Source organism: Streptococcus sp. HMSC071H03 (genome assembly GCF_001813035.1).
GTDB classification, from domain to species: domain Bacteria; phylum Bacillota; class Bacilli; order Lactobacillales; family Streptococcaceae; genus Streptococcus; species Streptococcus anginosus.
In genome coordinates this window covers 269084-283779 of the sequence record NZ_KV811169.1, presented here as the reverse complement: position 1 = coordinate 283779, position 14696 = coordinate 269084, and the positions used below count along the sequence as shown (strand labels likewise).

The window sequence follows — 14696 nt, the reverse complement described above, 5'->3', positions numbered from 1 at the left end:
ATTTTTTCTGTCTAATTTTTGGGGTGCAGATCATTCAGGCTCTATTTTTTTGAAATCTATATAGAAATCATGTTTGAATTTTATAATAAAAATCCCAATTTTTCTAGTGCTTTTTCGACGTAGTCTAAATCTTGTTGCGAATCAGCTTCTACTAGATGATAATGGACACCGTCTGTCAATTCAGATAAACCGCGGAAATTGGTCTCGTGAATTTGTTGAATGAAATGCTGAACATCTCTGCGACAAGTTAATTTCAGATAGGTCTGAATTTCCCCATAAACGGGATGCTCTACCATAATATTTTGAACTCGTCCACCATTATCTACAATTGCCAGTAATTCCGCTTCAATATCTTCAATCGTATGCTTAACTTTAAAAAGCTGGTGATAATATTTAGCACTATCATTCGTTTTGTAAATATAACCTCGATTTGTACTAATAATAGGGGCGCCATCTGCTCGTAAAACGGCAATGTCTTGTACAATGATTTGTCGAGTAACATGGAATTTCTCTGCTAAAATTTGTCCATTTAAGGGAGTTTCCGCAGTTTTTAAAAGCTGTAATAAATCTGTTCTTCTTTGTTTTATCATAAATTCATTGTAGAATAAATCTGTTAAATATTCAAGATTTAGCGGATTTTTTGTAGAGCTTTATAGATAAATTGTGCAATGATAAAATCAACGATACTATGAATGATAGTTCCAACTCCTACAAGGATGAAAAGCAGATAAAACATATTTGCTGGAAAAGAAGTTGAGGCGTAAAAGATGAGGCAAGCAAGGACTTCAGCAATTGCATGAATAAAAGCAAGGACAATATTAAGAATCCAAGTCTGGATTGATTTATCTAAAGTTTTAGGATATTTTTTTAGATAAAGAGCGCCTACCAAGCCGAAGCATAGGTGCGACAGGGCACGAAGAACGATAACAATGGGATAACCAGCTACTAAAAAACCAAAAGTAGATCCTAGAATAACGATCAAAGCCATTAACGGCGAGATAAACATGGCTAAAAAGATGGGAACATGGCTTGCCAAAGTGTAGGATGCAGGTGGAATAATAATTTTTGCAGGCATAACCATCGGAATAACAATAGCTAGTGCAGTCAAGAGAGCTGTAAGAGTTATAAATTGATTTTTTGTTTTAGGTTTCATAATTTTCTCCTTTTTACTGTATATACACAAGTATAGTATACTGTTTTTTCAGATAATGTCAAGAGAAAATTTTGATAGAATAGGACAGAATTCCTAAACAATCTGTGTCATTTCTGTTAGAATGTCAGTAAGAGGAGAATATTATGATAAATGTAAAGAAACAACCAGAGTATATTTCCATTGATTCTTCCTTACGTTTGCGAAAGTATGATGGACAAGCTCATCTCGCCTTTTCTTGGTATCAAGACCCTGAGGTGATTCATTTGATAGATGGTAGTCAAGAGCCTTACACGCTTCAACGAATCAAGAAAATGTATGACTATCTTACTCAGCGTGGAGAAGTGTATTTTATTGAAGTTTTGACAAATGCAGGTTGGCAGCCGATTGGTGATGTGAGTTTTTGGCAAGAAGACATGCCGATTGTTATTGGCAATTCAGCTTATCGTGGTCAGGGAATCGGGAGGACAGTTGTTCAGGCATTGGTTGAACGCGGACGCAAGTTGGGTTATAAGCGCTTGTATGTTCAAGAAATCTATGATGACAATGAAGCTTCTAAGAAGATGTTTGAGTTAGTAGGGTTTTATCCTTTGGAAAAGACTGAAAATGGGCATCGCTATGCTTTGGATTTGACGCTTTCTTTGTCAGCTATTCAATCAAGTCAATTTTATCTTTCTGAAAAGAAATTAGAGCAGGTACAGGCATGGTTTGATACAAAGGACATAAACGCTTTAAAGCCTTTACCAATTAAGCGATGGAAAGATAAAATCTTTTTCACTGATGGACATAGCAGAGCATTTATAGCTTATCAAGCTGGTTTTGAAGAGATTCCAGTTTGTGCAGAAGAGGACGATTTGAATTGGGATTTTTATTACTATTGCCTTCAAACTTGTGAAAAAATGGGAATTTTTACGATAAAAGATTTAGAAAATCGTATCTTGCCTGAGTCGGATTATAGGAAAAAATGGTTGGATTGGTGCCAGCGAGTCGCGAAAGATTTTGAAGAATAAATAGTGATTATGTTATAATCAACAAGAAAACACTTTCACATAGAAGAGGTCAAAAATGATTTATGAATTTTGTGCAGAAAATGTGACTAATTTGGAAAAAGCCATGCAGGCTGGTGCTCGACGAATTGAACTTTGCGATAATCTAGCAGTTGGCGGAACAACGCCTAGTTACGGTGTCATAAAGGCGGCTGTTGAGCTAGCAAAATCTTACAATGTGACCGTTATGACGATGATTCGTCCACGCGGGGGAGACTTTGTATACAATGACTTGGAAATGGAAATCATGCTAGAAGACATTCAAATGGCGCGCAGCGCTGGGACACACGGACTTGTTTTTGGTGTTTTGACAACTGCTAATAAAATTGATTATCCAAAAATGGAAAAATTATTAAAAGCCTCGCAAGGGCTGGAAGTCGTCTTTCACATGGCTTTTGACGCTACTCCAAGAGAACATCAATTTAGTGAAATGGACTGGCTAATGGAACATAGCGTGAAACGGATTCTAACTCACGGTGGACTGGCAGAAGAGCCGATTCAAGAGCATTTTTCTTGGTTATATGAATTGATAAATCATGCAGCTGGTCGGATTGATATTTTACCAGGAGGCGGTATTACGGTTGATAATCGTGATGAAATTGTTGCAAAGCTCGGCGTCAATCAACTTCATGGTACCAAAATTGTATTTTAGAAAGTGAAGATCATGTTAAACTTATTTGAGAAATATCAAGCAAATCCAGAAAAATTACAGGTATTTGGTTTTGAAAAAAGAGGAGAAGAGTTTGTTTATTCTCAGGAAATAATGAATGGTGATTTTCTGTTACAGCTAAAACTTCAGGGTGAGAAGCTGGACTATCAAGTGTTTGACCAAGAGACTGGTGATGAATACGTGCAAGTCAAAATGAGGACTATGACAGGTGAATTTGTCGGTCAAGTCCGTGAAGCTTGTCAGGAGATTTTTTTGATGATCCGAGCTAATTGTTTTGAGGAAGTTGGCTTTCTTTATGAACAGAGCAGCCGCTTGCAGGATTATGTAGCGAAGACCTATGGCGGACGACTGGAATATCTCTGGGAGAATTCTTCAAAAAATAGCAATCTTCATGCTGGTGTTTTTCGACATCAGGATACTAAAAAATGGTATGGTATTTTTATGACGATAGACTGGTCGAAGTTTGAAAATGGCAAAACTGGTCAAATAGAAGTGCTGAATGTCAAAAACAATCAAGTAGCTGATTTGCTTAAGAAAGCAGGAATTTACCCAGCATTTCACATGAATAAAAAATATTGGCTGAGCCTGCCCTTGGATGATACTTTGACGGATACAGAACTTTTTTCCCTTTTGGATAAGAGCTTTGAATTGACCCAAAAGAAATGAGGAACACGGTTAGTTTGTGCTAGCTGCGTTTTATCTTTACAGATAATGCAACAAAATAGTGTATAATGGTAATCAGTAATAGCAGAGGAGAGAGTATGAATCTTATCAGAAAATTGGGCTGGTTTTTCAAACTGGAGAAAAAACGTTATATTATCGGAATTCTAGCCTTGTCTTTGGTTAGTGTTTTTAATTTAATTCCTCCTAGAGTAATTGGTGTGGTGATTGACCGTATTGCTAACCGAAATCTAACGTCAGACCAGTTGCTTTTAAATCTTTTACTTTTGGTTGCTTCGGCCTTTATTATGTATGGTCTGCGATATCTTTGGAGGCTGTACATTTTTGGAACGGCAAATCATTTGGGACGACTTTTGCGTTCTCAACTCTTTGAGCACTTTACCCAAATGGCACCGTCTTTTTACCAAAAATATCGAACAGGAGATTTGATGGCGCATGCAACGAATGACATTAATGCAGTTGTAAGTGTAGCAGGTGGGGGTGTCATGTCGGCGGTAGACGCATCAATCACAGCACTGGTAACGCTGCTGACCATGTTTTTTGTTTTAGACTGGCGCTTGACTTTGATTGCTATTCTGCCATTGCCATTTCTTTCTTGGGGAACCAGTTTAATTGGACGAAAAAATCATGAGAGCTTTAAAGCGGCTCAGGAGGCCTTTTCTGACTTGAATAACAAGGTACAGGAAAGCGTTTCGGGGATTAAAGTGACGAAGTCTTTTGGCTATCAAAAAGCAGAAAGTTACTCTTTTGCTAGAACAAATCAGGATGTCTATGAGAAGAATATTCTCGCTGCTAAATACAATTCTCTCTTTGACCCTATGGTTCTGATTTTTATTGGCTTATCTTATGTGTTAACCTTGATTTTTGGGGGAATGTTCATCTCTAGAGGGCAATTTACAGTTGGGGAGTTAGTGACGTTTATCACTTATCTGGATATGCTGGTATGGCCTTTGCAGGCGATGGGTTATCTCTTTAACATCAGCCAGAGAGGAATGGTTTCTTATGAGCGGATTGAGCGATTGTTAGCAGAGAAGTCTGATGTTAAAGAAGCCAAAAATCCCGTTTTCCCTATACAAAATGGTCGTTTGCTTTATGATATTCAGCATTTTTCTTATGAGAAAGCAGCCACTTTATCCAATATTCATTTTGCATTAGAAAAAGGGCAGACGCTAGGAATTGTTGGACAAACAGGTTCTGGCAAAACAACACTATTACGCCTGCTCATGCGAGAACGGGATATTCAAGAAGGTGCTATTTATCTGAATGATCATGATATTCGAGATTATAGCTTAAATGATTTGCGGAGTTTGATTGGTTACGTACCACAAGAACAGATTCTTTTTGCAATGTCGATTGCGAACAATATTCGTTTTGCAAATCCAGACTTGTCAGATGACGAAGTGATTCGAGCTAGTAAACTTTGTGGTCTTTATGAGGATATTATTGCCATGCCAGAAGGCTTTCAGACAATTGTCGGCGAGAGAGGAGTATCGCTTTCAGGAGGTCAAAAGCAACGTTTAGCCATGAGTCGAGCGCTCGTTCTGAAACCAGATATTTTAATCTTGGATGATTCTTTGTCTGCTGTTGATGCTAAAACAGAGCATTTGATTTTGGAAAATCTCAAGGAAGAAAGAGATGGTAAGACGACGATTATTACTGCTCATCGGTTATCAGCAGTTGTTCATGCAGATTTGATCTTAGTTATGGAAAATGGGCGCATTAAAGAGCGTGGCACTCACCAAGAATTGATGGCTCAAAACGGTTGGTATGCGCATACTTATCACAACCAGCAACTGGCAGAAAGTCTGAAGGAGGAGTAATCATGAAAAAACAAACAACTTTTCATCGCCTTCTGACTTATATGTGGCGTTATAAATGGGTGAGCATTTTGGCACTTGCTTTTATCTTTGCGACAACTTTGGTGACGACAGCTTTGCCACTTTTGGCCCGGTATTTTATTGACCATTTTATCAGTCGTCATCAGATTATGGCGGGATTTTATATTTTGATTCTCTATTATGCTCTCTTTCTTTTGAGGGTACTATTTACTTTCTTGGGACAGTATTCTTTTGCCCGTGTGGCATATAGCATTGTTCGCGATCTGCGTCAGGAGAGTTTTGAAAATATTGAGCGGCTACGTATGGCTTATTTTGATCAAATAGCTGCAGGAGCGATTGTTTCCCGTTTGACGAATGATACACAAGCGGTAGCAGATATGTTTAGTAGCATATTTTCAAGTTTTCTAAGTTCCATTTTTATTCTTGTTGTAACAGTAATGACGATGTGCACCTTGAATTGGCGCTTGACAGGACTTATTGTACTTTTTTTACCAGTCATGCTGGGCTCCATTTTACTTTATCAACGCTTATCTAATCGTCTCCTCAAACTCGTCCGAAGCAAACTGAGTGATTTGAATGTCAAACTTTCTGAAAGTATTGAGGGAATGCGAATTATTCAGGCATTTAGTCAGGAAAAGCGTCTAATAAATGAATTTGAAACGATTAACGGCGAGCATTTGGAGTATACAGTCCGCTACCTCAATATCAATAGCCTTTTTCTGCGTCCAGCTATGTCTTTGTTAAAAATTTTAGCTTATGCAGTTATTTTAGCTTACTTTGGCTTTACTTGGCAGGTTGCAGGAGTGACAGCAGGGGTTATGTATGCTTTTATACAATATGTCAATCAACTTTTTAATCCTCTGATTGATTTGATGCAGAATTACTCTGTTTTACAGACATCTATGGTGGCTGCAGACCGTGTTTTCGCAATCATAGACCGCAGAGACTATGAGCCCAATCAAGCTAATCTTCCATTGGAAATTACAGCTGGGAATATTGAATTTCGTCATGTTTCTTTTTCTTATGACGGCAAGCGTGATGTTCTGAAAGATATTTCATTTTCAGTCAAGCAGGGGGAAACAATCGCCTTTGTCGGTGCGACAGGCTCAGGCAAGTCTTCGATTATCAATCTCTTTCTGCGATTTTATGAATTTGAAAGAGGAGAAATTTTAATTGATGATCAAAATATTAAGGATTACAGCCAAGCTGAACTGCGTCGCAATATCGGTTTAGTTCTTCAAGATCCTTTCCTCTATCACGGTACCATTGCTTCTAATATCCAAATGTATCAGGAAAATATGAGTCGAGAAGATATTGTAGAAGCTGCTAAGTTTGTGGATGCTCACGACTTTATTAGTCAGCTTCCTGCAGAATATGACAGTCCAGTAACCGAGCGAGGTGCGACTTTTTCAAGCGGACAAAGACAACTATTGGCTTTTGCGAGAACAATTGCTAGTAAGCCCAAAATCTTGATTTTGGACGAAGCAACTGCTAATATTGACTCAGAGACCGAAGAACTTATCCAAACTTCGCTGAAAAAAATGCGCCAAGGACGAACGACGATTGCCATTGCTCACCGTCTGTCTACCATTCAGGACGCTAACTGTATTTATGTCATGGAGCAGGGGCGTATCATTGAATCTGGCACACACGAAGAACTTCTAGCGCTTAAGGGTACTTATTATAAAATGTATCAATTGCAGGCTGGAATGATGAAAGAAGAGTGATATGTTAAAGAAAAGGCTGTGCAAAAAGTGTCCCAGCTTCTATCAGATTTAGTAATAAAAGAATAACGCAGTAGGTGATTGGACTCTTCATTCGCTTTTCAAGCTCAGAAGAGCACCTAATCACCCTTGCGGGGGTGGGACTACGAACTAAAAATTTTCGATTTTTAGTTCTGTCCCACTCCCTTATAAATATTCATTTAAGCGTTCTAAGGTTTTTTCTAGATCCTCGTATTTAATTTTTGCGTATTGATAAGGACAATCCTGTATATAACTTGCTTCAAAAAAATCCAATGGCAGATTGCTATGTTTGAGGGAGCTGACGGATTTAAGTCCACGTAGATCTAGTAAGATACCATCTCTATTGATAAAGTAGGAAAGTTTGAGCTGATTTTGGCTTAAAAGTTTTCTAGCTCTCGTCAATTCTTTTTCTTGTTGATTGAGAAGAGAAAGACGATTTTTTTCAAACATTAGATTGTCAATATAAAGAGATAGAGCTTTCTGCATGATGAGATTGCTGTCGTAGTCTACTGCTTTTTTGTAGGCGATAAAAGTTGACTGAATAGCTGGAGGAAATAGCAGAGCTGTTATCCGAAGGGCAGGGAAGAGGCTAGTAGAAAAAGATTTGATATAGATGACATGCTGGCTGTCGTCCAAGTAATGAAAGGTCAGTTCGCGTTTGCTGTCAAAGTCAGCCAAATAATCATCTTCTATGATATAAACATCATAAAGCCGAGCAAGACGAATGATTTCTTCCTTCTCCTTTCGACTGTAAGAATGCCCCAAGGGATAATGAAAGCGTGGGATAGTATAGAAGAATTTGATACGACCAGATTGAAAAATCCTCTCCAATTCTCCTAAATCAATTCCTTCTGGAGTTCGCTCAATTGTTTGATAAGGAAGTTTTGGGCAGTTAGCAAATCATTTATCCGATGATAGGTAGGCTGTTCAACTAGAATTTCATATTTTTCATTTGGAAAGGCAATTTGCGAAAGAATATAAAGAGCTTGCTGGGTACCAGATGTCAGAACGAGTCTATCAGCAGAGGTGTAGATAGCTGAATCTAGAAGCAGCTGCTGGACAGATTGTCGCAAAACCTCTAGCCCCTCTTGTTGCGAGTAGTAGTTAAAAAGATAATTCTCACGTCCAATCAGCGTTTCATTGAGACAAAGTCGAAAGTCTTCATAAATTTGGTAGTGGTCATCTCTGACGGTTAGCTCCATGTCCTGCTGATCCTCCAGACTATTTTCCAACACATAGTAGCCACTTTTAGGAACCGCATAGATATACTTTTGATATTTCAATTCCATTAGCGCCTTTTGAGCTGTATCCTTGCTACAGCGATAGTATTCTGCCAGCTGACGGACAGAAGGAATCTTTTGTCCCTTGGACAATTTCCCGCTTTTAATATCTTGGCTAATCTGATCTACAATACATTGATACTTAGGTTTTATCATCTTAACTGTCCCCATACAGAAGAATTTTTGTCTATTGTAGCGTATTTTGAAATCTTTTACAATCAGGAAATGATGTATGGTATTTGTTATTAACGGTAGAGATTGAGATATTTTTAAATATTAAAACATTTTACTTATTATTATGTTATAATGTGTATGATAGCGCTTTAAATGTGATTTGTAGCAAAATTTTTATAAAAAGGAGAGCATCATGAACGGTTTGGTTTTAGGATTGGATATCGGTATTGCTTCTGTCGGAGTGGGAATTTTAAATAAAGAAACAGGCGAGATTATTCATGCTAATTCGAGAATTTTTCCAGCTGCAACTGCAGACAGCAATGTAGAACGTCGGGGATTTAGACAAGGAAGAAGACTTGGTCGAAGGAAGAAACATCGCAGCGCTCGCTTAAACAACCTTTTTGAAGAATTCGGTTTTATAACAGATTTTTCTGCTATCCCTTTAAATTTAAATCCTTATGCTCTGCGTGTGAAGGGATTAAGCGAAGAATTAACAAATGAAGAGTTGTTTATTGCGCTTAAAAACATTATTAAACGGCGTGGTATCAGCTATCTAGACGATGCTAGTGAAGATGGAGAAACAGCTTCCAATGAGTATGGAAAAGCAGTTGAAGAAAACAGAAAATTACTTGCAGACAAAACGCCTGGACAAATCCAGTTGGAACGTTTTGAAAAATACGGACAAGTTCGTGGGGATTTTACAGTTGTTGAAAATGGGGAGAATCATCGTTTAATTAATGTATTTTCTACTTCAGCCTACAAAAAAGAAGCAGAGCGAATTCTTAGAAGGCAACAAGAATTCAATGTGAGGATTTCAGATGAATTCATTGAAGCTTATTTAACTATTTTGACTGGCAAAAGAAAATATTATCATGGGCCTGGAAATGAAAAATCTAGAACAGATTATGGAAGATTTCGGACAGATGGCACAACTCTTGATAATATTTTCGGTATTTTAATTGGAAAATGTACTTTTTATCCTGATGAATATCGAGCAGCAAAGGCGTCTTATACCGCGCAGGAATTTAATTTGCTCAACGACCTCAATAATTTAACAGTTCCAACTGAAACGAAAAAATTGAGTCCAGAACAAAAGCGGCAGATTGTTGAGTATGCTAGAACTGCAAAAACTTTAGGAACTCCAACTTTACTGAAATATATTGCTAAGTTAGTAGACGGTTCTATTGATGACATAAAAGGATATCGGATTGATAAATCTGATAAACCGGAGATGATGCATACTTTTGACGCCTATCGTAAAATGAGAACACTAGATCTGGTGAATATAGATGCATTATCGAGAGAAACCTTAGACGACTTAGCACACATTCTAACCTTGAATACAGAAAGTGAAGGTATTTTAGAAGCTCTTAACAGTAAAATGCCTAGTACATTTACCAAAGAGCAGATTGATGAGTTAATTCAGTTTAGGAAGAAAAACAGTGCGGTATTTGGAAAAGGTTGGCATAATTTTTCTCTTAAGTTAATGAATGAATTGATTTCGGAGCTTTATGAGACTTCAGAGGAGCAAATGACTATTTTGACTCGTCTAGGTAAACAGAGAAGTAGAGAAATTTCAAAACGAACTAAATACATAGATGAAAAAGAATTAACAGAAGAAATCTATAACCCTGTAGTAGCAAAGTCTGTCAGACAGGCAATAAAGATAATCAATGAAGCAACTAAAAGATATGGTATTTTTGATAATATCGTTATCGAAATGGCTCGTGAAAATAACGAAGAAGATGCAAAGAAAGATTATATCAAGCGTCAAAAAGCAAACCAAGATGAGAAAAATGCTTCTATGGAAAAAGCGGCTTTCCAATACAATGGAAAAAAAGAGTTACCAGATAGTATTTTTCATGGCCATAAGGAATTAGCTACTAAGATTCGTTTATGGCACCAGCAGGGAGAACGCTGCCTTTATACGGGAAAGAATATCTCTATTCGTGATTTAATTCATAATCCACATCAGTATGAAATTGATCATATTCTGCCGCTTTCACTTTCTTTTGATGATGGCTTGGCCAATAAGGTTCTGGTGCTAGCAACAGCTAATCAGGAAAAGGGACAGAGAACACCATTCCAGGCTATAGATAGTATGGATGATGCGTGGTCTTACAGGGAGTTCAAACAATATGTCCGGAATTCTAAAAGCTTAAGTAATAAGAAAAAAGACTATCTGCTGACCGAAGAAGATATCAGCAAGATTGAAGTAAAACAAAAATTCATTGAGCGCAATCTCGTGGACACACGTTACTCATCACGGGTAGTCCTAAATACTTTGCAGGAATTTTACAAAACAAATGATTTCGATACAAAAATTTCGGTTGTTCGTGGTCAATTTACATCACAGCTGAGAAGAAAGTGGAAAATTGAAAAAAGTCGTGATACCTATCACCACCACGCAGTAGATGCTCTCATCATTGCGGCCTCCAGTCAGTTAAGACTCTGGAAAAAGCAGAATAATCCTTTGATTTCTTATAAAGAAGGGCAGTTTGTAGATCCTGAAACGGGAGAGATTCTTTCACTGACAGATGACGAATATAAAGAACTTGTTTTCAGACCACCATATGATTATTTTGTAGATACATTGAAGAGCAAATCGTTTGAAGACAGTATCTTGTTTTCTTATCAAGTGGATTCTAAATATAACCGAAAAATATCAGATGCTACAATCTATGGAACTAGAAAAGCTCAGTTGGGGAAAGATAAGCAGGAGGAAACTTATGTACTTGGAAAAATTAAGGATATCTATTCTCAAAAGGGTTATGAAGATTTTATCAAGAGATATAATAAAGATGAAACTCAGTTCTTGATATATCACAAAGATCCACAGACCTTTGAAAAAGTTATTGAAGAAATTCTTAAAACCTATCCTGACAAAGAGTTAAACGAAAAGGGTAAAGAAATTCCCTGCAATCCTTTTGAAAAGTACAGACAAGAAAATGGTCCTATTCGAAAATACAGCAAAAGGGCAAAGGCCCAGAGATTAAAATCCTTAAGTATTATGATAATAAACTTGGTAATCATATTGATATTACTCCTGTAAACAGTCAGAACCAGGTTGTTTTGCAGTCCTTGAAGCCTTGGCGGACAGATGTTTATTTTAATCCCCGGACTTCCAAATATGAATTGATGGGATTGAAATACTCAGATTTAAGATTTGAAAAAGGGAGTGGAAGCTACGGTATTTCACCTGAAAAATATAATAAAGTCAAAGCAAAAGAAGGAGTGAACGAGGATTCAGAATTTAAATTTACTTTATATAAGAACGATTTGATTTTGATAAAAGACACCGAAACTGGAGAGCAGCAATTATTTAGGTATGGTTCGCGAAACGATACCTCAAAACATTATGTTGAGTTAAAACCTTATGAAAAAGCTAAATTTGAAGGAAATCAACAGCTGATGAATTTGTTAGGAACCGTTGCAAAAGGTGGTCAATGCCTCAAAGGGATAAACAAGCCTAATCTCTCCATCTATAAAGTCAAAACAGATGTTCTTGGTAATAAATATTTCATTAAAAAAGAGGGTGATCAGCCACAGCTCAATTTTAAGAAAAAATTTTAAAAAAAGAGTTGCAAACGCTTTTGCAATGTATTATAATAGTGACTGTAAGGGACGCCTTACACAGTTACTTAAATCTTGCAGAAGCTACAAAGATAAGGCTTCATGCCGAAATCAACACCCTGTCTATGACGGGGTGTTTTCGTGTTGTAAAGGAGTTTTTATGACGTGGAGAATTGTACATATCTGTCAAAGTGAAAAGATGAGACTGAAATTAGACAATTTGTTAATAAAGAAAATGGGAGAAGAGTATACAATCCCTTTAAGTGATATTTCAATCATAGTAGCTGAAGGTGGTGATACTGTCGTTACCCTTCGATTATTGAGTGCTTTAAGTAAGTATAATATCGCCTTAATTGTATGTGACAATGAACACTTACCAACGGGAATTTATCATTCTCAAAACGGGCATTTTAGAGCCTATAAACGACTGCAAGAACAACTGCTCTGGTCTCAGGAACAAAAAGATAAGCTCTGGCAACTTGTTATCTATTTTAAAATCAATAATCAGCAGGATGTTTTGGCAATGTTTGAAAAAAATCTTGATTGTATCCAATTGTTAGCGGATTATAAGGATCATATTGAACTAGGAGATAAGACAAATCGAGAAGGACATGCCGCTAAGGTCTATTTCAATGAATTATTTGGAAAGAAGTTTATCCGTGTAACTCAGCGAGAATCAGATGTCATTAATGCGGGGTTGAATTACGGATACGCTATTATGCGAGCACAGATGGCACGAATCGTTGCTGGATATGGACTAAATGCTTTAATTGGAATTTTTCATAAAAATGAATACAACCAGTTCAATCTGGTGGATGATTTAATGGAACCTTTCCGCCAAATTATTGATGTTTGGGTTTATGAACATTTGAGAGATGAAGAATATTTAAAATATGAATTCCGCTTGGCTTTAACAAATCTACTGAACGCAAAAATTAAATATGGCAAAGAAACCTGCTCGGTCACAGTTGCAATGGACAAATATGTAAAAGGTTTTATCAAATGTATTGCTGATAAGGATACAACAAAGTTTTACTGTCCAATAGTTTCTAGTTTGGAATGGAGTATGTAATGAGGTATGAAGCGATGAGATTATTATGTTTCTTTGACTTGCCAATGGAAACCAATCAGGAAAAACGAACCTATCGTAATTTTCGCAAAGAATTGATTGCCAATGGGTTTGAAATGCTGCAGTTTTCTGTATATTATCGAACTTGCCCAAACAGAAGTTTTGCCAGTAAATTTTATAAAAAGCTGAAACAAAGCAATTTACCAAGTGGCAATGTCCGTTTACTAGCTGTTACAGAAAAGCAATTTTCAGAAATGGTCTTGATTATCGGAGGGAAGACCAAGCAAGAAGAAGTAATAAGTGATAATAAGCTGGTGATTATATGAAAATGAATTTTACACATCCTTATAGAGAGAATTTATCTATTAATTTTGGCCCGTTTACTCAAATAGTAGGAGATAATCAGCAATTAAAATACTATATGTGGCAGCTCTTAATTTGGTATTTCAACGGTAAAAAGTATAATGTAGAAGACTTGAACCTTTTTGAACAAATGGAACCAGAAATTACCGAAGAGAATACAATTTTTAAAAGAACAGATTACAAGATTATTTCTATTTCAGATATCCAAGATTTAATCGAGCAAATGGCTTATAAAAAAGGGACTGTAGCGTTTGATTTTCTGAAGTCAAAACTAGATAATCTTGAAATAATGGAACAGATAGATTATATCAATGATAAGCTGGATCAAATTTCAATGATTGTAAATGAACGTTTGAATTTTCAAATTGAAGGTATACATTACCATACAGAGAGTCAGTATTTTACAACTGAGCAGCTGATTCTTAAGAATTTTTTACCTTATTTTGGGTTCAAAGATAAGAATATATCGTTTGAATTTGTCGAAAATGAAACGAAATTTATTATTTTTATGCAAATGCTAGAACAGTTGATTCAAGGCCAGACCAACCGTATCTTGCTCGTCCTCAGAAATATGGACGATTACTTGAATTATTGCTCATTTGTAAAATGTTGCGAGCAACTAGAGGAGATGGCCGACAATTACAGTAATTTTAGTGTCATTATTTTCCCGTCAAATGAAGGCTATCTTTATTTGAATCGCGAGAATATGGAATACGTCAATATTGTTTCTGATTTGGTTGAACATTTTTATGAATTTTCTTTTATGTATGAAAGGTTTATTGGTCAATATCCTACTAACGACGTACCTACAGAAGATGATTTCATCGTCTCTTTGCAAAAGATTTCACCATATTTATTTAGTAAAGACGTGACACATATGAGTTTATCTATCCAAGATATGGTAACCTTGAAAATTATGAACAGTTTATACCATTACAACAAGAAAATTCATTTTGCTTATAATCCACCTACTCAATTATTAATTAATTTTTTAAAAAATTAAGATTGACAAGCTCATCAAAGGACTTTATAATCAATGTAAGGGTACAAAAATCAAAAAATTTTTTAATTTGAGGTTTTTGTACTCTCAAGATTTAAGTAACTGTA

At 36.4% G+C, this 14696-nt stretch carries 11 protein-coding genes and 2 pseudogenes; 10 read left to right on the top strand and 3 right to left on the bottom strand.

Features of this window, described 5'->3' with window-relative positions; all coding sequences use genetic code 11:
- Positions 1–80 precede the first annotated feature (80 nt).
- Both HMPREF2887_RS08585 and HMPREF2887_RS08580 read right to left on the bottom strand, forming a co-directional pair.
- On the bottom strand, positions 81–590 hold the full coding sequence (locus HMPREF2887_RS08585) for a transcription repressor NadR (protein ID WP_003024679.1): 510 nt from the start codon (positions 588–590) through the stop codon (positions 81–83).
- Between the two features lie 38 nt (positions 591–628).
- Positions 629–1153, bottom strand: a complete 525-nt coding sequence (locus tag HMPREF2887_RS08580) for an ECF transporter S component (protein ID WP_057489644.1) — start codon at positions 1151–1153, stop codon at positions 629–631.
- A gap of 143 nt (positions 1154–1296) precedes the next feature.
- Here HMPREF2887_RS08580 and HMPREF2887_RS08575 point away from each other — a divergent pair, with 143 nt between their 5' ends.
- From HMPREF2887_RS08575 to HMPREF2887_RS08555, 5 genes are all read left to right on the top strand, one after another.
- Positions 1297–2160, top strand: coding sequence for a GNAT family N-acetyltransferase (locus HMPREF2887_RS08575; protein WP_057489645.1), 864 nt, complete (start codon positions 1297–1299; stop codon positions 2158–2160).
- A gap of 55 nt (positions 2161–2215) precedes the next feature.
- Positions 2216–2848: a copper homeostasis protein CutC gene (locus HMPREF2887_RS08570; RefSeq protein WP_057489646.1), complete on the top strand. Its 633-nt coding sequence runs from the start codon at positions 2216–2218 to the stop codon at positions 2846–2848.
- A 12-nt stretch (positions 2849–2860) separates the two neighbouring features.
- Positions 2861–3532, top strand: a complete 672-nt coding sequence (locus HMPREF2887_RS08565; RefSeq protein ID WP_057489647.1) for an MmcQ/YjbR family DNA-binding protein — start codon at positions 2861–2863, stop codon at positions 3530–3532.
- Positions 3533–3627: 95 nt separating this feature from the next.
- A complete protein-coding gene (locus tag HMPREF2887_RS08560) occupies positions 3628–5367 on the top strand; it encodes an ABC transporter ATP-binding protein (protein WP_057489648.1) in 1740 nt (579 codons plus the stop codon).
- A gap of 2 nt (positions 5368–5369) precedes the next feature.
- A complete protein-coding gene (locus HMPREF2887_RS08555; protein WP_057489649.1) occupies positions 5370–7112 on the top strand; it encodes an ABC transporter ATP-binding protein in 1743 nt (580 codons plus the stop codon).
- A gap of 183 nt (positions 7113–7295) precedes the next feature.
- Here HMPREF2887_RS08555 and HMPREF2887_RS08550 read toward each other — a convergent pair.
- A pseudogene (locus HMPREF2887_RS08550) lies at positions 7296–8581 on the bottom strand (PLP-dependent aminotransferase family protein).
- Between the two features lie 196 nt (positions 8582–8777).
- Between HMPREF2887_RS08550 and cas9 the strand changes: the two are divergent.
- From cas9 to csn2-St, 5 genes and pseudogenes are all read left to right on the top strand, one after another.
- Positions 8778–11602: pseudogene (gene cas9 / locus HMPREF2887_RS08545) on the top strand (type II CRISPR RNA-guided endonuclease Cas9); the annotation flags it as partial.
- 126 nt (positions 11603–11728) lie between these two features.
- Entirely contained in the window at positions 11729–12157 is a 429-nt protein-coding gene (locus HMPREF2887_RS10705) for a hypothetical protein (protein WP_410002519.1), read from the top strand.
- 160 nt (positions 12158–12317) lie between these two features.
- On the top strand, positions 12318–13229 hold the full coding sequence (gene cas1, locus HMPREF2887_RS08540; protein ID WP_003024648.1) for a type II CRISPR-associated endonuclease Cas1: 912 nt from the start codon (positions 12318–12320) through the stop codon (positions 13227–13229).
- Positions 13229–13552: a CRISPR-associated endonuclease Cas2 gene (gene cas2, locus HMPREF2887_RS08535; protein ID WP_037590192.1), complete on the top strand. Its 324-nt coding sequence runs from the start codon at positions 13229–13231 to the stop codon at positions 13550–13552. The genes cas1 and cas2 overlap by 1 nt, the downstream gene beginning before the upstream one ends.
- Entirely contained in the window at positions 13549–14592 is a 1044-nt protein-coding gene (gene csn2-St, locus HMPREF2887_RS08530) for a CRISPR-associated protein Csn2-St (RefSeq protein WP_021001657.1), read from the top strand. The genes cas2 and csn2-St overlap by 4 nt, the downstream gene beginning before the upstream one ends.
- The last annotated feature ends 104 nt before the right edge of the window (positions 14593–14696 follow it).

Coding starts and splice junctions, on each gene's coding strand:
- HMPREF2887_RS08585 (WP_003024679.1), bottom strand. CDS start 590: ATGATAAAACAAAGAAGAACAGATTTATTACAGCTTTTAAAAACTGCG.
- HMPREF2887_RS08580 (WP_057489644.1), bottom strand. CDS start 1,153: ATGAAACCTAAAACAAAAAATCAATTTATAACTCTTACAGCTCTCTTG.
- HMPREF2887_RS08575 (WP_057489645.1), top strand. CDS start 1,297: ATGATAAATGTAAAGAAACAACCAGAGTATATTTCCATTGATTCTTCC.
- HMPREF2887_RS08570 (WP_057489646.1), top strand. CDS start 2,216: ATGATTTATGAATTTTGTGCAGAAAATGTGACTAATTTGGAAAAAGCC.
- HMPREF2887_RS08565 (WP_057489647.1), top strand. CDS start 2,861: ATGTTAAACTTATTTGAGAAATATCAAGCAAATCCAGAAAAATTACAG.
- HMPREF2887_RS08560 (WP_057489648.1), top strand. CDS start 3,628: ATGAATCTTATCAGAAAATTGGGCTGGTTTTTCAAACTGGAGAAAAAA.
- HMPREF2887_RS08555 (WP_057489649.1), top strand. CDS start 5,370: ATGAAAAAACAAACAACTTTTCATCGCCTTCTGACTTATATGTGGCGT.
- cas1 (WP_003024648.1), top strand. CDS start 12,318: ATGACGTGGAGAATTGTACATATCTGTCAAAGTGAAAAGATGAGACTG.
- cas2 (WP_037590192.1), top strand. CDS start 13,229: ATGAGGTATGAAGCGATGAGATTATTATGTTTCTTTGACTTGCCAATG.
- csn2-St (WP_021001657.1), top strand. CDS start 13,549: ATGAAAATGAATTTTACACATCCTTATAGAGAGAATTTATCTATTAAT.